This window comes from Enterobacter sp. NFIX58 (assembly GCF_900110475.1).
Lineage (GTDB): Bacteria > Pseudomonadota > Gammaproteobacteria > Enterobacterales > Enterobacteriaceae > Enterobacter > Enterobacter quasiroggenkampii.
The window spans coordinates 540,063-565,120 of sequence record NZ_FODW01000001.1 but is presented as its reverse complement, the minus strand read 5'-3'; the positions used below and the strand labels follow the sequence as shown (position 1 = coordinate 565,120).

At 52.5% G+C, this 25,058-nt stretch carries 26 protein-coding genes and 1 pseudogene; 14 read left to right on the top strand and 13 right to left on the bottom strand.

The window, feature by feature from the left end; translation table 11 throughout:
• Positions 1 to 10: 10 nt before the first annotated feature.
• Positions 11 to 703 (bottom strand): helix-turn-helix transcriptional regulator, encoded by a 693-nt coding sequence (locus BMW97_RS02745; protein WP_045910553.1) that lies wholly within the window; start codon positions 701 to 703, stop codon positions 11 to 13.
• 306 nt (positions 704 to 1,009) lie between these two features.
• A complete protein-coding gene (locus BMW97_RS02740; RefSeq protein WP_045910554.1) occupies positions 1,010 to 1,594 on the bottom strand; it encodes an NUDIX hydrolase in 585 nt (194 codons plus the stop codon).
• A gap of 86 nt (positions 1,595 to 1,680) precedes the next feature.
• On the opposite strand from BMW97_RS02740, the gene BMW97_RS02735 reads away from it, so the two are divergent.
• Positions 1,681 to 2,454, top strand: coding sequence for a DeoR/GlpR family DNA-binding transcription regulator (locus BMW97_RS02735; RefSeq protein ID WP_045910555.1), 774 nt, complete (start codon positions 1,681 to 1,683; stop codon positions 2,452 to 2,454).
• Between the two features lie 38 nt (positions 2,455 to 2,492).
• Here BMW97_RS02735 and BMW97_RS02730 read toward each other — a convergent pair whose 3' ends face one another.
• The 3 genes from BMW97_RS02730 to BMW97_RS02720 all read right to left on the bottom strand — a co-directional run bounded on the left by BMW97_RS02730 (position 2,493) and on the right by BMW97_RS02720 (position 3,900).
• The gene (locus BMW97_RS02730) at positions 2,493 to 2,855 is read right to left on the bottom strand and encodes a TIR domain-containing protein (protein WP_045910556.1); all 363 of its coding nucleotides are present in this window, start codon (positions 2,853 to 2,855) and stop codon (positions 2,493 to 2,495) included.
• A 135-nt stretch (positions 2,856 to 2,990) separates the two neighbouring features.
• The gene (locus BMW97_RS02725) at positions 2,991 to 3,362 is read right to left on the bottom strand and encodes a VOC family protein (protein ID WP_045910557.1); all 372 of its coding nucleotides are present in this window, start codon (positions 3,360 to 3,362) and stop codon (positions 2,991 to 2,993) included.
• Positions 3,363 to 3,456: 94 nt separating this feature from the next.
• Entirely contained in the window at positions 3,457 to 3,900 is a 444-nt protein-coding gene (locus tag BMW97_RS02720; protein WP_045910558.1) for a PACE efflux transporter, read from the bottom strand.
• Positions 3,901 to 4,325: 425 nt separating this feature from the next.
• Here BMW97_RS02720 and BMW97_RS02715 point away from each other — a divergent pair, with 425 nt between their 5' ends.
• Complete coding sequence (locus tag BMW97_RS02715) at positions 4,326 to 5,363, top strand: aldo/keto reductase (RefSeq protein WP_045910559.1); 1,038 nt, start codon at positions 4,326 to 4,328, stop codon at positions 5,361 to 5,363.
• A 104-nt stretch (positions 5,364 to 5,467) separates the two neighbouring features.
• On the opposite strand, the gene BMW97_RS02710 is transcribed toward BMW97_RS02715, so the two are convergent.
• A complete protein-coding gene (locus BMW97_RS02710) occupies positions 5,468 to 6,454 on the bottom strand; it encodes an aldo/keto reductase (protein ID WP_045910560.1) in 987 nt (328 codons plus the stop codon).
• A 212-nt stretch (positions 6,455 to 6,666) separates the two neighbouring features.
• Here BMW97_RS02710 and BMW97_RS02705 point away from each other — a divergent pair, with 212 nt between their 5' ends.
• Positions 6,667 to 7,575, top strand: coding sequence for a LysR family transcriptional regulator (locus BMW97_RS02705; RefSeq protein WP_045910561.1), 909 nt, complete (start codon positions 6,667 to 6,669; stop codon positions 7,573 to 7,575).
• Positions 7,576 to 7,611: 36 nt separating this feature from the next.
• Here BMW97_RS02705 and BMW97_RS02700 read toward each other — a convergent pair whose 3' ends face one another.
• A complete protein-coding gene (locus tag BMW97_RS02700) occupies positions 7,612 to 8,511 on the bottom strand; it encodes a LysR family transcriptional regulator (protein ID WP_045910562.1) in 900 nt (299 codons plus the stop codon).
• A 139-nt stretch (positions 8,512 to 8,650) separates the two neighbouring features.
• Here BMW97_RS02700 and BMW97_RS02695 point away from each other — a divergent pair, with 139 nt between their 5' ends.
• From BMW97_RS02695 to BMW97_RS02665, 8 genes and pseudogenes are all read left to right on the top strand, one after another.
• Positions 8,651 to 8,956 carry a hypothetical protein gene (locus BMW97_RS02695; protein ID WP_045910563.1) on the top strand — a complete coding sequence of 102 codons (306 nt, stop codon included), beginning with the start codon at positions 8,651 to 8,653 and terminating at the stop codon, positions 8,954 to 8,956.
• An 11-nt stretch (positions 8,957 to 8,967) separates the two neighbouring features.
• The gene (locus tag BMW97_RS02690; protein ID WP_045910564.1) at positions 8,968 to 9,657 is read left to right on the top strand and encodes a type 1 glutamine amidotransferase domain-containing protein; all 690 of its coding nucleotides are present in this window, start codon (positions 8,968 to 8,970) and stop codon (positions 9,655 to 9,657) included.
• An 84-nt stretch (positions 9,658 to 9,741) separates the two neighbouring features.
• On the top strand, positions 9,742 to 10,689 hold the full coding sequence (locus BMW97_RS02685) for an aldo/keto reductase (RefSeq protein ID WP_045910565.1): 948 nt from the start codon (positions 9,742 to 9,744) through the stop codon (positions 10,687 to 10,689).
• Positions 10,690 to 10,791: 102 nt separating this feature from the next.
• Positions 10,792 to 11,826, top strand: a complete 1,035-nt coding sequence (locus BMW97_RS02680; RefSeq protein WP_045910566.1) for an amidohydrolase family protein — start codon at positions 10,792 to 10,794, stop codon at positions 11,824 to 11,826.
• Positions 11,827 to 11,976: 150 nt separating this feature from the next.
• Positions 11,977 to 12,525, top strand: coding sequence for an NAD(P)H-dependent oxidoreductase (locus BMW97_RS02675; RefSeq protein WP_045910567.1), 549 nt, complete (start codon positions 11,977 to 11,979; stop codon positions 12,523 to 12,525).
• Positions 12,522 to 12,638 (top strand): annotated as a pseudogene (locus BMW97_RS23770) (aldo/keto reductase); the annotation flags it as partial. The gene BMW97_RS02675 and the pseudogene BMW97_RS23770, both read left to right, overlap by 4 nt.
• A 59-nt stretch (positions 12,639 to 12,697) precedes the next feature.
• Entirely contained in the window at positions 12,698 to 13,393 is a 696-nt protein-coding gene (locus tag BMW97_RS02670) for a putative quinol monooxygenase (RefSeq protein WP_045910568.1), read from the top strand.
• Positions 13,394 to 13,408: 15 nt separating this feature from the next.
• Entirely contained in the window at positions 13,409 to 14,212 is an 804-nt protein-coding gene (locus tag BMW97_RS02665) for a carboxymuconolactone decarboxylase family protein (RefSeq protein WP_045910569.1), read from the top strand.
• A 353-nt stretch (positions 14,213 to 14,565) separates the two neighbouring features.
• Here the strand turns inward: BMW97_RS02665 and BMW97_RS02660 are convergent, their stop codons facing one another.
• Positions 14,566 to 14,889, bottom strand: a complete 324-nt coding sequence (locus BMW97_RS02660; RefSeq protein WP_045910570.1) for a hypothetical protein — start codon at positions 14,887 to 14,889, stop codon at positions 14,566 to 14,568.
• 178 nt (positions 14,890 to 15,067) lie between these two features.
• Between BMW97_RS02660 and BMW97_RS02655 the strand changes: the two genes are divergently transcribed.
• A complete protein-coding gene (locus tag BMW97_RS02655; protein ID WP_045910630.1) occupies positions 15,068 to 15,637 on the top strand; it encodes a hypothetical protein in 570 nt (189 codons plus the stop codon).
• Positions 15,638 to 15,678: 41 nt separating this feature from the next.
• Here BMW97_RS02655 and silA read toward each other — a convergent pair whose 3' ends face one another.
• From silA to BMW97_RS02635, 4 genes are read right to left on the bottom strand one after another with little or no spacing between them, the layout of a single operon-like run.
• Complete coding sequence (gene silA, locus BMW97_RS02650; protein WP_045910571.1) at positions 15,679 to 18,819, bottom strand: Cu(+)/Ag(+) efflux RND transporter permease subunit SilA; 3,141 nt, start codon at positions 18,817 to 18,819, stop codon at positions 15,679 to 15,681.
• A gap of 10 nt (positions 18,820 to 18,829) precedes the next feature.
• Complete coding sequence (locus BMW97_RS02645) at positions 18,830 to 20,080, bottom strand: efflux RND transporter periplasmic adaptor subunit (protein ID WP_045910572.1); 1,251 nt, start codon at positions 20,078 to 20,080, stop codon at positions 18,830 to 18,832.
• Between the two features lie 11 nt (positions 20,081 to 20,091).
• Positions 20,092 to 20,433 carry a cation efflux system protein CusF gene (cusF, locus tag BMW97_RS02640; protein WP_045910573.1) on the bottom strand — a complete coding sequence of 114 codons (342 nt, stop codon included), beginning with the start codon at positions 20,431 to 20,433 and terminating at the stop codon, positions 20,092 to 20,094.
• 23 nt (positions 20,434 to 20,456) lie between these two features.
• Positions 20,457 to 21,842: an efflux transporter outer membrane subunit gene (locus tag BMW97_RS02635; protein WP_045910574.1), complete on the bottom strand. Its 1,386-nt coding sequence runs from the start codon at positions 21,840 to 21,842 to the stop codon at positions 20,457 to 20,459.
• Positions 21,843 to 22,004: 162 nt separating this feature from the next.
• Between BMW97_RS02635 and BMW97_RS02630 the strand changes: the two genes are divergently transcribed.
• Both BMW97_RS02630 and BMW97_RS02625 read left to right on the top strand, forming a co-directional pair.
• A complete protein-coding gene (locus tag BMW97_RS02630) occupies positions 22,005 to 22,688 on the top strand; it encodes a copper/silver response regulator transcription factor (RefSeq protein WP_045910575.1) in 684 nt (227 codons plus the stop codon).
• On the top strand, positions 22,678 to 24,132 hold the full coding sequence (locus BMW97_RS02625; protein WP_045910576.1) for a Cu(+)/Ag(+) sensor histidine kinase: 1,455 nt from the start codon (positions 22,678 to 22,680) through the stop codon (positions 24,130 to 24,132). Before BMW97_RS02630 ends, BMW97_RS02625 begins: the two co-directional genes overlap by 11 nt.
• Before the next feature lie 3 nt (positions 24,133 to 24,135).
• Here the strand turns inward: BMW97_RS02625 and BMW97_RS02620 are convergent, their stop codons facing one another.
• Positions 24,136 to 25,041, bottom strand: coding sequence for a LysR family transcriptional regulator (locus BMW97_RS02620; protein WP_045910577.1), 906 nt, complete (start codon positions 25,039 to 25,041; stop codon positions 24,136 to 24,138).
• Positions 25,042 to 25,058 lie beyond the last annotated feature (17 nt).

Sequence of the window (25,058 nt, the reverse complement as noted above, 5' to 3'; positions counted from 1 at the left end):
TGGCTGAGGCTCAGTCCTCCAGTAACCGGAGTTCCGTTCCAAGTTTTATTGCGTGTCTGGCATTATTTACACCGAGTTTTTTCATTATATTGCCCATGTGAAATTTAACGGTGCGCTCAGCAATAGACAAAATAACCGCAATTTCTGCGTACGTTTTCCCGGCGCTGACCCATTTAAGGATTTGGCGCTCGCGTGGCGATAAGAAAACATTCTTCTTCTGCTGATGCTGACTATAAAGATTGAGTGTCTTCTGATGTAACTGAACAAGGAAGCGTAGAAATTGCGGTCGATATTTCTCTATGTCAATGCCAGAATGCTTAGGACTGATGACGGATAAGACCACAAGATTATTCAGATAGTCATGCAGAGGAAACGTCTGTCCCTGGTAAATATCATACTGGACACTTTCGTCGAAAATGCGTGTCAGGTTGTAACCATCCGACAGGACGACATCACTTTCCCAGAAAAAATCTTCAACACAGCGCAAAGCCCGTATAATGACAGGGTCAATGAACTGATATTTTCTTTCAAGATAGATATTAAACCACTCGGGGCTATTATTGAGTATCCTCATCTGTGAAGGATCTTTCTTGTTCATAATAGCGTAGGCGAAGACGATCCCTTTGAAATCCTCAAAAAACGCGTCCAGCTCACTCTGAATTTGCGTGTTGATCGTTATGTCGTTGTAATATGTATCCTTCACGTGAGTTGCTGCCTCCTGTTCGAGTGGAGGACCAAGTATAATATGCTTCGTTATCTGTAGCGAGTCGCATTTTAATCCAGACAACCGATAAGACAGGCTACCTCAGCAGGCAGCCTCGTGAACGTTTGGCATTTTTGAATGATAAATGCAGGTGACTCAGGGAATAGTTGATGATTTTATCGAATTTCGAAAGCGTTCACTAAATATAGTAGGCTGCAAAATTTAGGAGGTTTTACGCTTTTCATCCGGGTAGTGCACAAGCGTCCCGATTTCGTACGCCTTCAAATCAGGATGTAAACCAGTAGGTTACAGAATACCTTTCAGGGCAACATGATAAAGCAGCATGATGGTTTTACCGTCGACAATCTTGCCCGTTTCAATGCTGCGTAAAGCCTCTTCAAGCGTCATTTCCAGCACATCGATATCTTCCCCCTCAGCCTTGATCCCACCGCCTGCGCCGGTTCTGTCATCTGGCTGGTACTCGGCAAGATAAAAATAGAGTTTTTCCGTGACGGAGCCTGGGCTCATATAGGCTTCAAAGATTTTCTGCACGCGCGAAACGTGAAAGCCGGTCTCTTCTTCCGCTTCTGCTTTTATGCGGCTTTCGGGATCCATGTTGTCCAGCAATCCCGCGGCAGCTTCAATTAAATCGTCCTGGTGGCCGTTGATAAAGACAGGGAAGCGGAACTGACGCGTCAGGATCACCGTTTTTTTCTCACGGTTATAGAGAAGAATCGTCGCGCCGTTGCCACGGTCATAGACTTCCCGATGCTGCCGTTGCCATTCGCCATCACGTCGCTGCAGGTCAAAGGTATATTTTTTAAGGATGTACCAGTTGTCTGAGAGGGTTTCACTGTCGATGATGCGCACATCTGCACGTTTTGATTGCACGATTGTTCCTCCTTACGTAGAGTAATGATCATAAACAGCAATATCATGCATGTTCAAGATTAAACATGCAACATCAGGAATTCATGATGCTCACCAGTCAGCGAAAACAATTGATCCTTGAAAAGCTGGATGCCGAAGGCCAGGTCCAGTCAAAAGCGCTCAGCATTCTCTTTGACGTCTCTGAAGACACCATCCGGCGCGATCTGCGCGAGCTGGCGGCAGAAGGGCGTTTGCAGCGTGTTCATGGCGGCGCGCTGCCATCATCTTCCGCTATAGCTCCGTTTGCAGAACGGCAATCCGTGAAGATGGATGCGAAAAAAAGGGTGGCCCGGAAAGGAGCACAGCTGATTTCATCAGGCCAGGTGGTGATTGTCGACGGTGGCACGACTACCTCGGAGCTGATTACATTTTTTCCTCCTGACTTACGCATCACCGTGGTGACGCACAGCCCAAGTATTGCTCTGGGGCTCGTTGATCATCCTTCCATTGAGGTGATTTTAATCGGCGGACGCTTGTATAAACACTCGATTGTTGCGGTCGGTGCTGCGGCCATCGAAGGCATAGAGAATATACATGCAGACCTGTTCTTTATGGGAGTGACCGGTATTCATCCCGATGCGGGGCTGACAACCGGTGATTTCGAAGAGGCATGCATCAAACGTGCATTTTCCGGCAGAGCCGCGGAAACGGTAGTTCTGGCGTCTCCGGAAAAGATCAACACCGCGTCGTCGTTTGTGATTGGCGATGTATCTTCAGTGAATACCATCGTCGTTGAAGACGGTACGGATAAGGCGTGGATCCGCGCGGTATCGGAAAAGGGGGTATCCGTCGTGCTGGCCTCAGATCGTGACCGCCTCTGACAGCCAGCCTTTAACGTCAGGCTGGCTGGCGTCCAGGCTTACGCTTCTGGAATGTTCTCAAGCGCGGTATACACGCTGAGACCATATTTCCTGGCTACCTCAATGTCCATATCGGCACCTTTAGACGCACCGACAATACGATAAATCGCATCGCATTTTGCGATGAGCCGGTGAGCAACGGGGTACAGCATCGCTTCGCTGATTTCATCACCCACCGTTTTTGAGCCTGCGGCTTTTGCCAGCGGCAAAGCAAGCCATTCACCAATGACCGGGATGTGGCCACGCTGGTAAACGGCTAATGCTGCGTTTTCGAGACGCGCCAGATTCTCATCAATTCGCGCCTGAACACCATCGGTTCCGCTGCGATAGGGACCGGCAATTAAAATCAACTGTTGTGTCATTAATACCTCTGTCAGCGTTATTGCATGAAACTGCACATTTACAGAGGATACCTTACGCCATTACCGGCCTGAAACACAATACTTCGTGCAATATCGTGCACAAAGTCGCATGAGCATTTTGACAAAGGCGTTGTGCTACCGGTTCTCCGGTGCATGGCACACGGCCTCGATGTTATGACCATCAGGTGAGATGACAAAAGCGGCATAATAATTTTCACCGTACGGTCGTAATCCCGGCCCGCCGTTATCACGTCCGCCAACGCGCAGCGCGGCGTGGTAAAAATCATCAACCTGCTGACGTGTAGTAGCCACAAACGCCAGATGCAGAGGCGCAGGTTTATCATTTGTCTGGAAAAGGCAAAGTGAAACGTCGCCAGCGCTCATTTCAACACCGTAATCTGGCGCGCCTTCATCAATGAGTTCCACACCAAGCGGGCGAAGCGCCTCAAGGAAGAAGGTTTTACTTTTTTCATAATCACTGACGCCGAATTTAACATGGTCAAACATTATCGACTCCTCAAAAGAGATAGGGAAATGAAGAGTATAGAAGGTGAGAGGAGTCGAATATGATCAAGGGCGTGCCTATGTGACAGATGTCTCGCTACTGAGTCGACCGTTTCCGTCCAACAAATGTCCAGCGCAGGTAGTCGTAGAGCCAGTTAAACAGCATCGTGTACGGCAGGAAAAACAGTACAAGACCGATCTCAACAAAAAAAGCCTCCGTCACCGTTAAATTCAGCATCACCATTGCCACAGGAATTAACGTGATGATAAGGCCAACTTCAAAACAGGCCGCATGGAGCGCGCGGACCAGAAATGTTCTTTCAAATCGGTATTTTTTCTGAAGAGAGTCAAAGAGTTTGTTAAACACAAAATTCCAGGCCGTGGCGGTTAGCGCGGATATCACGGACAGCGAGCCTGACTGGAGTACCGACACGTTCATCAGCCAGGCAAGCGACAGCGCGATGATAACGTTAGCCGTCACTTCAAAAATGACCGCGTGGAAAATCCTTTCTCTGACACTTTTATCTAATTCAATTTCCATAAGTTTACGGCAGCAGTGGTCAAAGGCTGAAGTATATCAAACGTCTTTCAACCATGTGTAAACGCAGATGTTGGGTTGTGTGGGTATCATGTCAGCATGAACGCGTGAAAAGGCGACTGCACGAGCTCGGAATGGTCCAGGACAATTACGACCGAATACATCCAGATTTTGAGGAATCATACATTGGTGCGCATAATGTATATTATGTTAAATTGCATTTATAGGTCTATTCTCCATTGTGCTCTCATGCAGCAACAGAAATCAGGACATTGGTGTCCTCCCTTCTCGATAAAATCCACCGTCGATAACAAACCATTTGTGAGAAAAACTCACAGCACCATTCGATAGCACATGCTGGTCCCCTTCATACCAGTGCAATAACCTGTCGCATACAGAATTGCTGGTAATAAAAGAAGGAACAACGAATGAAGTATGTGAATCTGGGTCGTAGCGGTTTGAAAGTCTCCCGTCTTTGTCTCGGTTGTATGAGCTATGGTGACCCCGAACGTTTGCCTCAACCCTGGTCCCTGGATGAAAAAGCGTCACGTCCGCTCATTCGTCAGGCGCTTGAAGCTGGCATTAATTTTTTTGATACCGCAAATATCTACTCGGGCGGAAGTTCTGAAGAGATCACAGGAAAAGCGCTGAGAGAAATGGCCAGACGCGACGAGATCGTTGTGGCGACAAAGACCTTCTTTCCATGGCGCAACTCACCCAATACCGGGTTTCTTTCCCGCAAGGCCATTTTTCAGTCTATTGACGATAGCCTGATGCGCTTAGGTATGGATTATGTGGATCTCTTTCAAATTCACCGCTTTGACCACTCCACGCCTGTTGAAGAGACCATGGAGGCTCTGCATGACCTCGTTAAATCAGGAAAAGTACGTTACATCGGCGCATCATCTATGGAAGCCTGGCGCTTTGCAAAAATGCAGCATACTGCAGAGCGTAACGGCTGGTCCCGATTTATTACGATGCAACCGCAATACAACCTGCTTTACCGGGAAGAAGAGCGCGAGATGCTACCCCTGTGTGAAGACCAGGGCGTTGGTGTGATCCCCTGGAGTCCGATGGCACGCGGCAGGCTCACGCGCGACTGGAGTGTCACGTCCCGACGAACGCAAAACGATGCCTTTGCGTTAAAAATGTATGAGAACGCAGCCCTGCTGGATAAGCCCGTTGTTGATGTTGTTGCCAGAATTGCTGAAAAGCACGATGTGCCAAGAGCCCATGTTGCAATTGCCTGGTTGCTATCAAAAACGGTCATCACAGCACCGATCATCGGCGCGACGAAACCAGAACATCTTTCCACGGCTATCAGCGCGCTGGACTTTTCACTTAGCGATGCCGAAATCATGGAACTCGAGGCACACTATCTGCCGCACCCCGTCGACGGGATCATTCCCCCACTTCCGGATACGCCACCTTCACTCACGCAGCCTTCAGCAATACAGGACTGTTAATGCCCTACTCTGGCCCGGCGTTGCCGGGTCCCCCAGTAAAAGTTTAACTTTTATCAAACTGACTCTCGGTTAACGGGTCTGCGCGACCACCCTACATACGGTAATTACCAGGCATAAGCCTGGGGCGCTTCTCCCCCGGGTCCGGGCCAGATTTCGTCGAGACAGCTCATGGTGTCGTCTGATAGTGTGATTGTCGTTGCATGAAGCGCCTGATGGAGTTGTTCGACCGTACGAGGCCCGATAAGTGGAGCAGTAACGACAGGATTCTGCAGGAGCCACGCAAGCGCCACATCGGAAGGGGTTTCGCCGAGGTCCTCACATAATCCTTCGTAGGCTTCCAGCTGAGGACGGTGTTGTTCAATTAGACGGGCAAACGCGGGCCTTGCACGGCGCCCGCTTGCCATCTTTTTCAGTGTGCCGCCAAGCAACCCTCCGGCAAGTGGGCTCCAGGGGATCAATCCCATGCCAAAATGGCGGCATGCGGGAATGACCTCCAGCTCAACAGTTCGGGCAGTTAGATTGTAGAGACTTTGCTCAGCAACCAGGCCAAGGGAATGACGGGCCGTAGCAACTGACTGCGCAGTCGCAATGTCCCAGCCCGCGAAATTGCTGCTACCGATATAAAGCACTTTTCCCTGCTGAACAAGGAGTTCCATGGCCTGCCAGATCTCTTCCCATGGCGTATAGCGATCGATGTGATGCATCTGATAGACGTCAATATGGTCGGTCTTAAGCCGTCGCAAACTGTCCTCGCAGGCCTTGCGAATATGGTAAGCAGAAAGACGGCGATCATTCGGACCTGGCCCCATTGGCTGATAGACTTTCGTCGCCAGAACGATACTGTCTCGCCGGCCACCCTGCTGGAGCCAGCGACCAATAATCTCTTCGGACAGCCCCGAGCCTTGCTGGATATCGGGTGATTGTTCAGTGCCATACACGTCTGCTGTATCAATGAAATTTATACCTGCCTCAAGCGCTTCATCCAGAATGCAGGCGCTGGTTTTCTCGTCGGTGACGTCACCAAAATTCATGGTTCCGAGACAAAGGCGGCTGACTTTCAGGCCGGTGCGGCCAAGATGCGTATAGTTCATACACGGCTCCGTTAGGTGAATGTTCCGCCCTGACCGACGGCCAGAGCGCATAATTTTCAAGAATAACGAAGCACAACGTGTTCAGTGAGAGGCGATGAGTGGATGGACTTGTGAAATAAATTCAGCAACGGATTAGCGCTAATCGGTCTATGGTGTATATCATTTCCGTATCAATACATTCGGGCCTTAACGCACAAGGAAAACGATTCTGTATGCAAATAAGCAGAGCGGATGTCGCCGATCTCATTTATTTCATGGCTATTGCACGTCATCGCAGTTTCAGCCGTGCGGCGATTGAATTAGGTGTCAGTGCATCAGCGCTTAGTCATGCCCTGAAGGGACTGGAAACCCGGCTCGGGGTTCGCCTCCTTAATCGCACGACCAAGAGCGTTACACCTACGGCTGCAGGTGAAGAACTGGTTCAGTCTGTCCTTCAGCCTTTCGACAAGATAGAAGGCGCGCTTGAATCGCTTAACCGGTATCGTAATACCCCTACCGGACGTATCCGCATCAATGCTGCCGTTGAAGCGGCCAATCTTTTGCTTGCGCCAGTTATGCCCGCGTTTATGGATCGCTATCCCGATATTGAAATCGATATTGTGGCCAGCAACCGTATGGTTGACGTCACTGATGCGGGCTTCGATGCCGGTATCCGCTATGGTGGCACCGTCCCGGAAGACATGGTTGCCCGGCGTTTATCTGCCGATATTCGCTGGGTTATCGCAGCATCCCCCGACTACCTTGAACGCTACGGAACGCCTGAACATCCTGATGATTTATTACACCATCGCTGTATAAGCAATCGTCTCGGCGACGATCGGATTTATCGCTGGGAACTTGAGCGAGACGGCGAAACGTACCAAATCAGTGTGCCTGGCTCTGTGACGGTCAATCAGGCTGAAACGGGCCTTGTGGCCGTATTAGGCGGAGCCGGCCTGATGTATTTTCCGGAGCCTCTTGTTGCATCCTATGTGAAGGATGGACGGCTCCGCCTGGTGCTTACGGAGTGGTCCCCGCTGGAGGAAGGTTTTCATATCTATTATTCAAGCCGCCGGCAACTACCGACCGGGCTTCGCCTTCTGATTGAGTTCATACAGGAGGCCCGACCGCTAGGGTTGTGAAATAGCGCCTCCATACTGAACGAGGCGTTATCGTCTTTATCGTCCCGTAGCGGATATCAGAAAATCAATCAGGGCCTTCACTCTTTTCGTTTTACCCGCATTTTTGGGGTAATAGAGATACACTGCCGGGTAGGTTTTCCAGTAGCTCTCCATCACGGGTATAAAGCGCTCCCTGTCCGGCTGTAACTGCCAGATGGGTTCAAACAAACGTCCAATTCCCAGGCCGTTACGGATCCCGTCTGCCATAACGTCAATATCGTTGCTGATTAACTGCCCGGGCATCTCAACCGTCAACTGCTCTCCGCGATCGTTCAGAATCAACGGAAGGATGCGGTTGTTAGTGATAAAACGGTAGCCAATCAGCTTGTGATGACTGAGGTCAGCCGGCTCCTCGGGCATTCCATGCTCGCTGATATAAGCTGAGGATGCATATAGCCCTTCACGAAAGGGTTTCATTAACGGCCGCGCCACCACCCCACTTTCGAGGATATCGCCAAAACGGATCCCAAGATCAAAACGCTCTTCGATAACATTCACGGTACCGTCGTAAACCGAAATTTCAAGCTGTATACCCGGATATTGCTGACAGAATTTCGCCATTGCAGGCTTAAGAATTAACAGATAGGCAAAACGCGAGAGCGTGATTCGCACGATACCAGAGGGCTCCTGATTCTGGTCGCGAATGCTTTCAAGCGAATGTTCCAGCGACTCCACCGCCGCAGCGGTCTGTTCCAGCAACAGCTGCCCAGTTTCCGTCAGCTCAATACGGCGGGTCGTACGCACAAAAAGCGGATGGCCAATATGATCTTCCAGCAGCTTAAGCGCATTGCTGACGGAGGGAGGCGTAATTTCCAGTTTTCTTGCGGCTGCCGAAATATTGCCCTCACGTGCAATGCTCTGAAAGATCCGTATCTGGTTATACAGGGCGTTATTCATAATGTTTTCCTAAAGCAATCTCCGCCTGATTATTAAGTACAGTCTAAAGATGCTTAAGTCAATGCTCCTCTAATCTTCGTGAAATTCGCCTCTTATACTTTTATCTCTTTCTACAACGACCTGAGTTCAGGAGACTATGATGCGAATTTTATGTCTGGATATCCCCGCACCTGGAGCATCGCTGGAAAAATATGCGCCACACCTTAACGCTGAAGCGCTGCACGCCTGGGGATTGTATAAATCCGGCTTCATCCGCGACATCTACTTCCGTCAGGACAGACCTGGCGTCGCTATTTTTCTTGAATGTGACTCTGTCGATGAAGCGATGAACGTAATGGCCGAATTCCCGCTGGCAAAAGCTGGCTTATTAAGCTTTGAGTGCATTCCGCTTGGCTCCTTTATTAACTGGGAAAATCTCTTTGCCGCTGAATTTAAAAATAAATAGTGAGGCCCGATATGAAACCTGCAGATAAACCCGTGCTGTGTGTCGTTTCCAGCCATCCGATTAAAGGCGCATCCGGTGTACCAACCGGTTTTTTCCTGGCCGAGCTGACCCATCCGCTGAAAGTACTGGAAGATGCCGGACTAAAAACGATGATCGCCAGCATTCGCGGGGGACAGCCGCCGGTGGATGGATTTGACCTCAGTGATCCTGTCAACGCCTGGTACTGGAACGAAACCGATTTTCAGCAGCGCCTGGCAACAACACCAGCGTTATCCGAGCTAAACGGTACCGATTACAGCGCCGTTTTCTTTGCAGGCGGCCATGGAACCATGTGGGATTTCCGCGACAGCCAGGATGCCCAGCGTATTATCCGCGAAGTATATGAAAGTGATGGCATTGTCTCAGCCGTCTGCCACGGACCTGCGGCACTGGTTGACGCAAAGCTCAGTAGCGGCGAATACCTGGTGAAAGGCAAAAACGTGGCGGCCTTTACCAACAAGGAAGAGGAAGAAGTTCACACTACAGATGTGGTTCCCTTCCTGCTTGAGACTGCACTTCGCGAGCATGGCGCGCTTCATCATGAAGCCCCGAGCTGGTCTGAAAATGTGGTTACTGACGGTCGCCTTATCACGGGGCAGAATCCCGCTTCAGCGCACGGTGTCGGTGTGGCGCTGTTAAATGCCCTCCGCCAGTCAGCTTAATCCATTCATCTCTTTTTCACCGTTACTCACCCTCTTTGGCCGGTTTACGTCAGCAACGTTCCGGCCTTTTTACAGGAGCTGAATATGAAAACACTACCTCCCGTCGCGCTGGGCACATGGTCCTGGGGCACAGGTTTCGCCGGTGGCGACACCGTCTTCGGCAATCATCTTTCTGATACTCAGATGGCAGACGTGTTCACCACGGCCATGAGTAAGGGCCTCAATCTCTGGGATACCGCAGCAGTATATGGCATGGGGAGTTCCGAGGCAGCGCTGGGAGCATTAGTCCGTCAGTTCCCCCGCGAGGATATGATTTTATCCACCAAATTCACGCCGCAGATTGCGAACGAACAGTCAGCGCAGCCTGTCAGCGATATGCTTGAGGCCAGCCTCGGACGCCTGGGCGTGGACGCGATTGATATCTACTGGATCCATAATCCCCTCGACGTTGAGAAATGGACGCCAGGACTAATCCCACTTTTACAAAGCGGTAAGGTAAAACGCGTAGGAGTTTCCAACCACAATCTGGCACAAATCAGACGCGCCAACGAAATCCTTAACGCTTCCGGTTATTCCCTCAGTGCAGTACAAAATCACTACAGCCTGCTCTATCGCGCTTCTGAAGAGGCCGGAATCCTTGATTATTGCCGACAAAATATCATCACGTTCTTTGCTTACATGGTCCTGGAGCAAGGCGCGCTCAGTGGTCGTTATGATTCAAATCATCCCATGCCTGCCGGGAGTGGCCGGGCCGAAAGTTATAACTCTGTACTGCCGCAGATTGAAAGATTAACCGCCGCCATGAAAAAAATGGGAGCCGAAAGGAATGCCAGCGTGGCACAGATAGCCATCGCATGGGCTATTGCGAAAGGTACCCTTCCCCTCGTTGGTGCGACTAAAGTCCATCACGTTCTGGACGCCGCCTGCGCTTCAGACATCCAGTTACGCGATGAGGAAATCATCCTGCTGGAACAACTCGCCGCAGAGACCAGAGTGGATACACGAGGCGCCTGGGAAAAACCGATGGTGTAAAGCCCGTCCGGAACAGACTGTCATGAATGACACACACGAACGGGCTGTTCCGGGTGATTCTAATCTGTATCACTTTTACTGCTTTGTATGAAGGGTGAGAATATGAAAATCATTTGCCTTGAAGAACATTATCTCGACAGCGAGTTAGGCCGAGCGTGTATGCCTGTTGCGCTTGAGCAGGCGCCTTTCCTTGGCGACTGGGGGAAAACCGTCGCTGATGGTCATAATCCTGACCGAAGCCGGCCGCAGATAGAAAAGAATGCGCTGATAAACGCGAAAGGCGCTGATTTGGGAAGCCGCCGCCTCAAGGATATGGATGAGGCTGGAATTACCCTTCAGATCCTTTCTGTGGGCGGATTCCCCCAGCTGGCACCTAAGGATGAAGCGGTAACATTAAATACGGCGGCAAACGACCGCCTTGCCGGGGCGGTAAGAAATCATCCGGATCGCTTCGCGGCATTTGCCACTCTTCCCTGGGCACAGCCGGAAGAGGCTGAAAAAGAGCTTGTCCGCGCAGTTGAAGAACTGGGGTTTAAGGGGGCACTTCTGAATGGCCGACCCTCTTCATGCTTTCTCGATCATCCTGACTATGACTCCCTGCTTTCCCGCTTTAATAAACTGAATGTGCCACTCTATCTTCATCCCGGATTACCGTTTAACAGCGTGCAACAGGCCTACTTCACGGGCTTCAGCGCAGAGGTCAACGCCCGGCTCTCTATGTTTGGCTGGGGCTGGCATCACGAAGCCGGGATCCATTTGTTACGGCTGATGTTATCGGGCGTATTTGATAAATATCCCCACTTGCAGGTAATCAGTGGCCACTGGGGGGAGATGCTGCCCTTCTGGCTGCAGCGTCTTGATGACAGCCTTCCACTGGCTGCAACGGGTCTGTCACGCACGCTAACGAGAACCTTCCAGGAGCACGTTTACGTTACCCCGTCAGGTATGCTGTCGCTGCCGCACTTCCAGTTTATCTACGCGTTAATGGGGGCAGAAAGGATCCTGTTCTCCGTCGATTATCCCTATCAGACCCTGGACGGTGTAAAAACCTTTATCGACAGTCTGCCCGTCAACAAGGCTGAAAAAGAGGCCATCGCATTTCGCAATGCAGAACGTTTACTGGGCATCACGGCGTAGTTCACGGGTTCGTGATGACCGGTACAATGAGAACAGTCGACCATTATTAGTTTTTGTCTAAAAGTGAATGAGTCTTTACTGCTCTAAAAAAAATAATGGTGTCACTCTATACTGGGTTAAACATTCATCAAATATATTTAACTCATTGAAATGAAAAATATCCTTATTGTTTCAGGCCATCCTGAGCTTACCCATTCCGTCGCCAATGCCACGATCCTTGATGAAGTGGCGACCGCCCTTCCCGATGCTGAAATTCGTCGTCTGGATTGGCTCTATCCGGACGGCAAATTCAATATCGCTGCGGAGCAGGAAAGCCTGCTCAGGGCCGATGTGATTGTCTGGCAGTTTCCTTTTTCCTGGTATGGGCTGCCCGGGTTAATGAAACAATGGCTGGACGAGGTCTTTGTCCACGGCTTCGCGCATGGCTCAACGGCGAAACTGGGCGGTAAAAAGCTGCTCCTCTCCTTCACTACAGGGGCGCCACAGGCGCTCTATACCGCTGACGGTTTCTTTGACCATGCCATTGAAGAGTATCTTATTCCGTTCGAGACCACGGCAAAACTGTGCAATCTTGAGCTGCTGGCGCCGGTTTATACCTGCGGTATCAGCTATGCCGACCGGGATGCCGACAAAATCGCGCAGCAAAAAACGCTTGCCCGGGAACACGCTTCAAGGCTTGTCGAGCTGCTCAATTACTGAGCCCGGAGGAAATCCGGTTTCTGGAAGAAACCTACCAGCCGCACGTTCTGACGGGGATCATGGCGCAAAACACGCCGCAAACGAAAGACGTTAATCAGGTCTGGACGCGGTAGCAAACAGTAATTTCAGTAAAAGGATCATCGTGAAAAAGCCCCTTATGCTTTTAATTTGTATGCTCATAAGCAGCCCTGTCTTTGCAACAAAACTGGACGCGCCGGATAAGCGAGTGATGAATCTCTTTGAGCTCGGCGTCAGGCCCGATCGGGACAAAGATTTTGCAGACGTAGCCAGACAGACGATTTCCGCTTCGGTTGATCATGAAGCAGGTACGCTGGCGATGTACGCCCTGCACCGCAGCGACAATCCACGTCAGGCATTCATGGTCGAACTTTATGAAAACGAAAGTGCTTACCGCAAACATCTGAATGCCGAACCATATAAGGCATTCGCTGCCCGGGCACCTGACATTATCGATCGGAAAAATAAAATCACCCTGGAGCCCCAATTTCTGGGGGACAAACACATCATACCGGATGAGCGAACCATTAATAATCTGGTGATCGTCGAGGTAAAGCCTGAATTTCAGACCGAGTTTAAAAACATCGTCCTGCCCGAAATGGCGGAATCGCTCAAAGTAGAGAAAGGCGTATTAGCGATGTATGCCGCTACAGATTCACAGACTCCGAACCGCTGGTGTTTCTATGAGATTTACGCCAGTGAGGAAGCGTATCAACTGCACCGACAAACGCCACACTTCCGTGACTATCTCAGGCAAACGGCGCATATGAGCGCCAGTAAGGACGCTATCCCGGTAAAACCGGTATTTCTTCGTAACAAAAGCGGAATCAAACAGGATCCGCACCGTTGACCAGTGAGGATTAACATGAAAAGCGTAATTGCAGCGGCGGCCATGTCGCTTGTTATTTCTGATTTTGCTACTGCTGAGGAAACAAAAGGTAAAGCGATGATGAAAATTGAACCTTCAACAATTTCGGAAGCTGATATTCGTTCCGTCTCACCGGCTCTTGCGCGCTTTGGTCGAGAAGCGATTACTGAAGATCTGTGGACACGCGATGCCCTCTCGCCCAGGGATCGTAGTATGGTGACCGTCGCCATGCTAATTGCCAGAAACCAGCCTGGCGACCTTAAGCACTATATAGACATTGCCCTTGATAATGGCGTTACGCCAGCGGAGTTGTCAGAAATCATTACCCATCTGGCGTTCTACTCAGGTTGGTCAAATGCCATGTCAGCCGTCAGCGTGACCAAAGCAGTATTTGAAACTCGTGGCGTCACGGCAGATGTACTTCCTGAAGCTTCTCCGGACCTGCTTCCTCTCAATCAGGAAGCAGAAAAGCAGCGTTCAGAGACAGTGGAAAAAAATGTTGGCCCAATATCTCCGGGCCTGGTTAAATTCACTACAGATCCACTGTTCCTGGATCTCTGGCAAAGACCCGCGCTGAAACCCCGCGACAGAAGTATGATTACGGTCAGCGCGTTAATCGCATCCGGACAGAGCGCGCAGATTGGCTATCACCTCAATAGAGCAATGGATAATGGACTTTCTGTTGAGGAAGCTGGTGAGATCGTTACCCAGGCCGCGTTCTACGCTGGCTGGCCAAACGCATTTACTGCTGCTCCGGTTGTCGGAGAGGTGCTAAACAATCGATCATCGAGTAAAAGGTAACATTACTGAACACTAAAACCTGACGCACATCACAAAATTAGAACGAACAGTTCATGAACCAACAGGCGTGACATCGAGTGATTTATGGACAGCGTTTAACACAGTTATGAACCAAAACTGAGTTCATAACTGTGAGTTTGAATCGCCATTTGATTAATATGCATTTAAAACAGTTTGTTATACTGTTTCTGGTGCTGTCGTAAATTATGTATATTCCTCAAACCCAGAATAGTTAAATACGATATGCCAATAACTATTCTCTACGTGATAACCCGGCCTTCCCACTAACAAACGCCCCTTTTTTAAGGAGCGTATGAGTAACGTCAATAATCACTGAGAGGCTTCGCAGCCGATTAATTCTCTGTCATCTGGCGACGATGTTGTTGCGCCTGCTGCTGATGGCTAGCCGAAGACTGTCCGTTATTCGCCGTTTCGTGTGCAATCGCCGCTTTCTCGTGTTCATTCATCGCAGAAAACGACGTCGCTGTTTCGTTAGTACTGCATGGACCGTTTTTGATCATCTCCTTATGCATGTCAGCCATGCTCTGGTGTGCAGCTTCTGTGTTGTTTTGCATCATGTCATGAGACATTACCTGTTCGTTGTTGTTTGTCTCTGCAGCCCAGCTGGATGCAGAAACCGCCAGGATGGCAATAACAGATAAAAGGAGCTTTTTCATGGTTGTATCTCCGAAGTTAAAGTGCTCAACAGTTGGTGGCCTTCTTTATAATGAATTATAAAAACCGGCCGCTGTTTATCGCATGACTGGCGAGTGACATTTCTGTCACTCCAGGGGCTTAATCCCTACCCTGATCCAGGACTCAAGGAGTGAGAGAGGCAAAACTTTGATTATTCAAATAATTAGAAGAGCATCCCGTCGCCTGCAACACTGTAACGAGGTGGCTACCAGCATAAGCAATACCTCCCCGACACAGCTGCAACAGCTAAAGACTCAGTTGGCTGAAGAAATGGGCAAACCTGTGGGTCTACACACCATGGGTATTCCGGCGGCAATCAGCACTCTCGGGGTAATTGTCAGCTTCGCGATTCCTCAGCTATGGTTGGGCTATGGCGTACTCGCCGCACTCGGCCAGCCAGCCGAACGCGTATTCGTGTGGATTGTGCTGATCGCCCTACTGTTCGCAGGCATCAACGGCGTGACGATGTTTATGATTGGCAAAGGCAGCATGCGCGCCGTGCGGTTACATCTTACGCTGGCGGTGATGAGTCTGGTATTAACGGCAGCCTATTTGCTGGCCGCGCTGAGCGGTAGCGCTGCTCCGGGCGTCAGTCTGACCGCTGCGATGGTGAGTACTGTCATGCTGGGGCTTAGCGGCAGCTGTATCCTCTCTACCGCTTTCTATAAGATGCTGCTATTTACGCTACATAACAGAGCCTGGCGCAAACTGATCAGCAAGGCGCGCTAAGCATTCATCACGTAAAAACCCGCCGCTACCGGCGGGTTTTTTTATGGCTTTTTATGTCTGCGCAACCAAATTAACTTATACGCCGCAGGAATAATAAACAGCGATAGTAGCGGTGCCGTAATCATCCCGCCGATCATGGGTGCCGCTATCCGGCTCATGACTTCTGACCCTGCGCCGGTCCCCCAGAGAATGGGCAGCAGACCCGCGATGATCACCGCGACGGTCATTGCCTTTGGCCGCACGCGCAACACGGCACCATGATAAAGCGCCTCATCAAGCCCCCGTTCAGTGAACGTTTCCTGGCGGGACAACGCCGGATGTGCTTCAACGGCATGACGCAAATACATCAGCATGACCACCCCAAATTCTGCGGCCACGCCGGCCAGGGCGATAAACCCGGTGCCGGTTGCAACTGACATATGAAAACCCTGCCAGTAGAGGAACCATATCCCACCGACCAGCGCGAACGGCAGGCTCATCAGGATCAGCAACGCTTCGTCCACGCGACGGAACGCCAGATAGAGCAAAATGAAAATGATCATCACCGTCATCGGCACCATCAGCTTCAGTTTCTTGTTGGCGTGCTCAAGCAGTTCAAACTGTCCGGAAAATGACACGCTGGTACCCGGCCTCAGCTTTACGTTCTGACTGATGGCCGTTTTAATGTCGTTCACTACGGACACCATATCCCTGCCGCGGGCATCGATATAAATCCAGCTTGCAGGTCGGGCATTCTCCGTTTTTAGCATCGTGGGGCCGGAAACCACGTTGATATCCGCCACATCACCCAGCGTGATCTGCTGTTTCATCGGCGTCAGGATCGGCATCTGCCTCAACGCGTTCGGGCTGTTCCGGTAGTCCTGAGGATAACGAATATTAATCGGGTAGCGGGCCACGCCTTCCACCGTTTCCCCCACCGTCGCGCCGCCGATGGCCGAGGAGACGAACAGCTGCACGTCGCCCACCGTCATTCCATAGCGGGAGGCTTTCTGCCGGTTGATATCGACATCAATGTAGCGCCCGCCTTCCAGACGTTCAGCGAGGGCAGACACCACGCCCGGCACCGTTTTGGCGACTGCCTCTATGCGCTGCGCCGTGGCGTCGATATCAGCCAGAACGGTACCTGACACCTTGATGCCAATGGGGCTTTTAATCCCGGTTGAAAGCATATCGATGCGGTTGCGGATGGGCGGAACCCAGAGATTCGCCAGGCCAGGCAAACGAACGGTCTTATCGAGCTCGTCAACGATCTTGTCAATCGTCATGCCGGGTCGCCACTGATCCTCAGGCTTAAGCTGAATGGTAGTTTCGACCATTTCGAGCGGCGCGGAATCCGTGGCCGTTTCGGCTTTACCGGTTTTACCGAACACCGACGCTACCTCAGGCACGGTTTTGATGAGTTTGTCCGTGGTTTGCAGGAGCGCCGCCGCTTCTGCCGGAGACACGCCTGGCAATGTCGAGGGCATATACAGCAGATCGCCTTCGTTGATCTTCGGTAAAAACTCGCCACCTACCTGGCTCAGGGGCCAGATCACCGTGAAGATGGATAATGCCGCAACCAGCAGGGTTGTTTTAGGCCAGTGGAGCACCCGAATCAGAAGCGGATGATAGGCGTTAATCAACAGTCTGTTCAGCGGGTTACGGGTCTCGGCGGGAATTTTACCCCGGATCCAGAATCCCATCAGAATGGGGATCACGATGATGGCCAGCGCGGCCGCGCCCGCCATGGCGTACGTTTTCGTGAAGGCCAGTGGACCAAACAGCCGCCCTTCCTGTCCCTCGAGGGTAAAGATGGGAATGAACGACAAGGTGATGATCAGCAGGCTGATAAACAGGGCTGGCCCCACTTCAACGGAGGCATTAGTGATCACCTTCCAGCGGGTGGCGTTGTCAATCTGTTCCCCCGGATGCTGGTGATCCCACTCTTCCAGCCGTTTATGCGCATTTTCAATCATCACGATGGCGGCATCCACCATTGCGCCGACGGCAATGGCAATACCTCCGAGCGACATAATATTGGCGTTCAGCCCCTGGAAATGCATGACGATAAAGGCAATACACAGGCCAAGCGGCAGAGAGATAATCGCCACCAGCGCCGAGCGAATGTGCCAGAGGAACAGCGCGCAGACGATGGCCACCACAATAAACTCTTCGAGAAGCTTGCCGCTCAGGTTATCAATGGCCCGGTCGATGAGCTGGCTGCGATCGTAGGTGGTCACAATCTCAACGCCTTCCGGCAGGCTGGCCTTCAGCGTCTCCAGCTTATCTTTCACCGCCGTGATGACCTCGCGCGCGTTTTTACCCGAACGCAGGATCACCACACCGCCCGCCACTTCACCCTGCCCGTTCAGCTCGGCAATACCGCGGCGCATTTCCGGCCCTGTTTGTACGCGGGCAACGTCACGCAGATAGATCGGTACGCCGTTTTCGCCGGTTTTCAGGACGATGTGATTGAAATCATCGATGGTCTGCAGATAGCCGCTGGCCCGCACCATATACTCCGCTTCCGCGATTTCTACGGACGATCCCCCTGCTTCCTGATTAGACGATTCAAGGGCCTGCTTAACGTCCGGCAGGCTGACGCCATACTGTGCCAGCTTTAACGGATCAACCTGAATCTGATACTGCTTCACCACGCCGCCAACGGAGGCCACTTCGGCCACGTTCGGGATCGTTTTCAGCTCAAACTTCAGGAACCAGTCCTGCAATGAGCGCAGCTCGGCGAGATCGTGTTTTCCGCTGCGATCCACCAGCGCATATTCAAATATCCAGCCCACGCCGGTGGCATCCGGGCCGATCTCGGAACTCACGCCAGCAGGGAGTTTGCCCTGAACCTGGTTCAGGTACTCCAGCACGCGCGAACGGGCCCAGTACAAATCGGTGCCATCTTCAAAAATGACATAAACATACGAATCACCAAACTGCGAAAAGCCGCGCACGGTCTTCGCGCCGGGAACCGACAGCATGGTGGTGGTGAGTGGATAGGTCACCTGGTTTTCAACAATCGGTGGGGCCTGGCCGGGATAGCTGGTTTTGATAATCACCTGAACGTCAGACAGATCGGGCAAGGCATCAACCGGGGTGTTGATGATGGTCCATGTCCCCCAGACGCTGAGGAACAGCGCCCCCATCATAACCAGGAAACGATTAGCCACTGACCGCCGGATAATCAATTCAATCATCATCGTCTCCTTAATGGCCAGAATGGGCTTCGTCAGGGGTTTCAGCGTGGCGCATGCGCTCCAGCGCACCGGTAATATTGGCCTCCGAGTCAATCAGGAACAGACCGCTGACGACGACTGACACCCCCTCTTCCAGCCCGCTACCAATGCCGGACTGCTGCTGAGATTCATGCAGAACGTGGATCCTTTTCGGTACAAAATTCCCGTTAGCGTCAACGGTAATAACGCGCTGCTCTTTGCCGGTATCGATAACGGCCTGAGACGGAATCAGCAGCATTTCCTGACTTTGGGTATTCAGCTTCAGGTAGGCATTCATGCCCGGTTTCAGCAGCTCATCCTTGTTGGAGACCTGCAGGCGCACCTGCAGCGTACGGGTGGTTTGATCCACGCTTGGCAGAAGACTCCACTTTTCAACCGGGAAGGATTTATCCGGCCAGGCCGGTACCGAAACAGCAAACTGCGAGGTATCTTTCAGCAGATACGCAATCGATTCTGGGACCGCCGCGCCGATCCAGACCGGATCCATTCCCTGAATTTGCGCCACGACCTTATCTTTCGAAATATTCATCCCGGTGCGCAGGTCAAATGCCGTGATCACCCCGTCGATGGGCGCCCTGATGGTAAACCGGGTCTGGATAGTGCGGGTCGCACGCAGCCGCTGAATATCCTCATCCGGCATACCCGCCAGCCTAAGCCGTTCCAGAACCCCTTTAATCTGCGTGGGCGTTCCACCGGTGCCGGAGAGCAGCAGGAACTCGCTCTGCGCTTCGACCCAGTCCGGAATGGTAATATCAATCAGCGGCGTGCCTTTCTTCACCTTATCGCCGATCGTCAGCGGGTAGACTTTCTCAACGAACCCTTCCGCGCGCGCCTGCACAATGACAAACTGATAGTCGTTATAGCTGACGTTGGCCGGGATCGTCTGGGCATAATTCAGCGTTCCGCGCGTCACTTTTTGCGTTTTTAATCCTAAATTCTGGACCTGCGTCGGATCGATACGGATACCGCCACCGCTTTTATCGTCATTTTCGTCCGCATATTTCGGGACCAGATCCATATCCATAAACGGTGATTTACCGGGCTTGTCGAATTTCACGTCAGGCTTCATCGGGTCATACCAGAAAAGGACCTTTCTCTCCGCAACGCTATTTGCTGTTTTTACAGATGAATAAAGTGTCTGCCACGCCGTCACGGATATCAGCCCTCCGGCAATAAGGCTGCTGACTATCATGGCAGCGTATTTTATTTTTAATGAGGCCATGCCGTTTCTCGCTATTTAATGCTCTTTAGTAATGAGATATTGCCCTGCTGAACAAATGAAAAATCAACGTGACTGCCGACCTTTAAGGCGTTGATGCTCTCATCGGCCTCAATAAAGGTGAAACGCATGGTCATCGCGGGCCAGCCAATCGCCGGGATGGCCTCATGAGAAATCGTGACTTTTTTATTCGTGAGATCAATGTCTTTCACGATACCGGTCCCGGTAATAACCTGCTCAGCGGCCCCTTCACGGGCGGCGCTCATCGCCTCGTGCTGATGAACCTCAGCCTGAAGGCCGGCAGAAAACGTCACGGCGATCGCACCGAATACCACGGCTTTAAGTGAATTACGCATTTTAGTTTCCTCTTTAAGTACAGTTATTCGACCCAACCGCCGCCCAGGGCGGTGAAGAGCGTTATTTCATTAACCTGTCGGGCATAAATAAGGTCGAGAAGGGTCTGGCGGGTGGAGAAAAGAGAACGTTCCGCGTCCAGCACGTTGATATAACTGACCGCACCACTGGCATATAATCCTCTGGCACGCTGGAGCGTAATCTGGAGCGAATCAAGATAACGACGCTGAGCGTCAATTTGCTGGTTAATGCTGTCCCGCAGCGCGAGCGCATCGGCGACCTGTTTGAAGGCGGCCTGTATTTTTTGTTCGTAATTCACGACCGACTGCTGCTGACGAATTTCAGCCAGTTTCAGGTTGGCCTTATTCCTGCCCGCATTAAAAATGGGAATTTCGATTTTAGGGATAAAATTCCACATTCCACTGCCCGCGGTGAACAGGCTGGATAATTCCGTGCTGCCTGTGGAAAGCCCACTGGTCAGGGAAATCGACGGGAAAAAGGCGGCACGCGCGGCGCCGATATTCGCATCGGCCGCGTTAAGCTGATACTCCGCCTCCATAATATCCGGGCGCTGCAGCAGTATCTCTGAGGAAAGATGAGGCGGGAGTTTTACCGGCGCAATATCGCTGGCGTTCATTCCACTGTCGCCCGGCAGCGCACGGTACGTCCCGAGGAACAGCTGCAGGGCATGATTGGCCTGCGCCAGCTCCCCCTCACGTTTGGCAATCTCTGCCTGCGTGCTTTCGATCTGTCCCCGGGCCTGCTCCAGCGCGAGTACGTTCGTACTGCCCGTCACCAGCTGTTGCTCAACGAATGCATAAGACTGCCGGTAATTTTCCAGCGTTTCCCGCGCGATACGCAGCTGTTTATACGCCAGCTGCTGGTTGAAATAGCTCTGCGACACGTTAGAGACGAGCAGGATATGCACGGCGCGACGGGCCTCTTCCTGGGCATAATAGTTCTGTCGGTCAGCCTCACTCATGTTCTTCAGCCTGCCGAAAAAGTCGAGTTCGTAAATGAGCGCAAGACCCGCGTCGTACTGCTGCGAAGTCGGTTTGTCACTTTTCAGTCCTCCACTGTACGTGATACCCGCGGATCCATTCAGCTGCGGATAACGCCCCGCCTCCGTCACGTTGAACTGCGCCCGCGCCTCTTCAACCTTCAGGACGGCCATTTTTATATCGCGATTATTGTTCAGGGCTTCCGTAATCAACCCGGCTACCTGCGGATCGACAAAAAAGGTGCGCCAGCCGGTGTCCTGATACCCCGCCACCGCGGGCGTCAGGCCGTTGCGTGAAAGCGAAAACTGCTGGGGGACCGGTGACGCCGGGCGCTGATAGTCGGGGGCCAGCGAGACGCAGCCTGCCAGGATAAATACCGTACTGATGCTAAGTCGTTTTATCAGGAACATAACGGTTCAAATGAAGTCCAGAGTATTTTTAGGGCTACTCTACTGAACGCTTCCTGTTTGACGGGTGACGGGATAATGACAATGTTGTCATTTTTAACGTAAGTCATTGTGAACGGTGGCGGGCGCCATAGAATGTCATCAGCAGCCAGTCAGGGGAGCAAGATGAAAATACTGATCGTTGAAGACGAAATGAAAACCGGTGAGTACCTCAGCAAGGGACTCACTGAAGCGGGGTTTGTCGTGGACCACGCTGATAATGGCCTGAACGGCTACCATCTCGCCATGACCGCTGAATACGATCTGCTGATTCTCGACATCATGCTGCCCGATGTGAACGGCTGGGACATTGTCCGTATGCTCCGCTCTGCCGGCAAAGGGATGCCCATACTGCTTCTGACGGCTCTCGGTACGATTGAACACCGGGTTAAAGGGCTTGAGCTGGGCGCAGATGATTATCTGATCAAGCCATTCGCCTTTGCCGAGCTGCTCGCCCGGGTAAGGACGTTGTTAAGACGCGGAAATACGGTGATCGCAGAAAGCCAGCTTCAGGTAGCAGATCTGACGGTTGACCTCGTGTCGAGAAAGGTCAGCCGGGCCGGAAGTCGGATTGTGCTCACCAGCAAGGAGTTCAGTCTGCTGGAGTTTTTCATGCGCCATCAGGGGGAAGTGCTGCCCCGCTCCCTGATTGCCTCCCAGGTATGGGACATGAACTTTGACAGCGACACGAACGCGATTGACGTGGCGGTAAAGCGGCTGCGCGCAAAGATCGATAATGACTTTGAACCGAAGCTGATCCAGACGGTGCGCGGCGTGGGCTATATGCTGGAGGTACCGGATGCGCGTTAAGCCCCTCCGACGCCCGTTCTCTCTTGCGCTGCGGCTGACCTTTTTTATCAGCCTCTCCACCATACTGGCCTTCTTCGCCTTTACCTGGTTCATGCTGCACTCCGTTGAGAAGCACTTTGCCGAGCAGGATATCAGCGACCTTCAGCAGATCAGCACCGCGATGCACCGCATTCTGCACTCACCGGCAGATCCCGACCAAAAGAAAATCAGTAAGATCAAAGAGTCGATCGCCAGTTACCGCAACGTGGCCGTCCTGCTTCTGGATCCGCTGGGCAATACCCTGTTCAGCTCGACGCAAGGGGCGGCATTGCGCCCGGCAATGAAGACGGCGGACTTTAGCGAACACCGTCGTGCACAGGATGTGTTTCTCTGGACGGTAGAAGACCCGGCCCCCCCCATGCATGCCGGGTCCGCCATGAAAATGGAAACGTACCGGATTATCGCCTCCTCAGGAACGGCGACGCTGCAGGGCAAAACCCAGGACTACGTCATGCTGATCGGGCTCTCCATTAATTTTCATCTCCACTATCTTGAGGCGCTGAAAAAAAACCTTCTGGCGATTGCCGCGGTTATCAGCCTGCTGATTATTCTTGTCATCCGCATCGCGGTGCGTCAGGGACATTTGCCCCTGCGTAACGTCAGCAACGCCATTAAAAACATCACCTCCGAAAACCTGGATGCACGACTGGAGCCGTCCCGCGTCCCCGTTGAGCTGGAACAGCTGGTCATCTCCTTCAACCAGATGATCGAAAAGATTGAAGATGTCTTTACCCGTCAGGCTAACTTTTCCGCCGATATCGCGCACGAAATCAGAACCCCTATCACCAACCTGGTGACGCAAACGGAGATCGCGCTGAGTCAGAACCGTTCTCCGAAGGAGCTGGAGGATGTGTTGTACTCCAGCCTGGAAGAGTACAACCGGATGACCCGCATGGTCAGCGACATGCTGTTCCTGGCACAGGCCGATAATAATCAGCTCATCCCGGATCGGGTGATGTTTGATTTGAGCGCCGAGGTCATGAAGGTGTTTGATTTCTTCGAAGCCTGGGCGGAAGAACGCCACATCGCGCTGACATTCAATGGGATGCCCTGCCTGATAGAAGGCGATCCGCAGATGTTCAGAAGAGCCATCAATAATCTGTTATCTAACGCCCTGCGCTATACGCCAGCGGGCAAAACGGTGACGGTCTCACTGCGAAAACAGGATAATGACGTTGAGCTGGTGACAGAAAACCCCGGTACGCCGATCCCGCCGGCGCATCTGCCGAAGCTGTTTGACCGTTTTTATCGCGTCGATCCGTCCAGGCAGCGTAAAGGTGAAGGCAGCGGCATTGGGCTTGCCATCGTGAAGTCCATCGTCACCGCACACCACGGAAAAGTCCGCGTGGAATCGGATGCGGTGTCGACGCGCTTCATCCTCACCGTGCCGGGGAAAGTGCTCTGAGCGTCAGCAAACCGCGCGGCACACTTCAAGGACTTTTTCCCTGAGCCAGCGATGCGCCGGGTCCCGTTCCATGCGCGGATGCCACATCTGGGATACCGTAATAGTGCGGATCTTAAAGGGCAGTTCAAAGACGTGCACGCGCTCGGTCATCGCCTGATTGAGCAGGTATAACGCTGGCACCATGGCAATCAGATCGGAGGCCAGCGCCACGGATAACGCCGTCGGAAAGCCGGGCACCACGCTGGCGACCTTACGATTCATCCCGCGCTCCGCCAGCGCCTCATCGACAAACCCGTGCAGCGATCCGTCCGGCGAGGCCACCACATGCCCCCAGGCGACATAGTCACTCAGGCTGACCTCCGGCTGCTCTGACAGCGGATGCCCCTTGCGCACCGTGCCAACAAACCGATCCTGGAAAAGCCTTTGCAGCCGTATTTCAGGCCCCATGTTGCCCTGCACGCCGATCTCCAGATCGACAAGTCCCTCCCGCAAGTAGCGCGACGTTTTTTCCGGTTTCGGTGAGAAGCGGATGCACACCCCGGGCGCAACGCTCGCAACCGCAGCAATGAGCAGAGGCCCAAACGCCACCACAAAACCGTCGTTGGCCCGGATGGTGAACAGCCGTTCGAGGCTTTCCACCTTCAGCGCGTCGGTGGAGGGCTGCAGCACCGCCCTCGCCTCGTGCACAGCGCTTCTGGCGCGGTCCCGGGTAGCTTCGGCCCAGGGCGTCAGCACCATGTGACGACCGGCCCGTACCAGGATCGGATCGCCGGTCACCTCCCGCAGCCGGCTCAGGGTGCGGCTCATGGCGGAGGTGCTCAGGTTCAAACGTCGCGCCGCGCCCGCCACGCTGGCTTCTGCCAGCAAAACGTCGAGCGCAACCAGAAGGTTAAAATCAGGATCGGACACGATGGCTCCTCAGATAT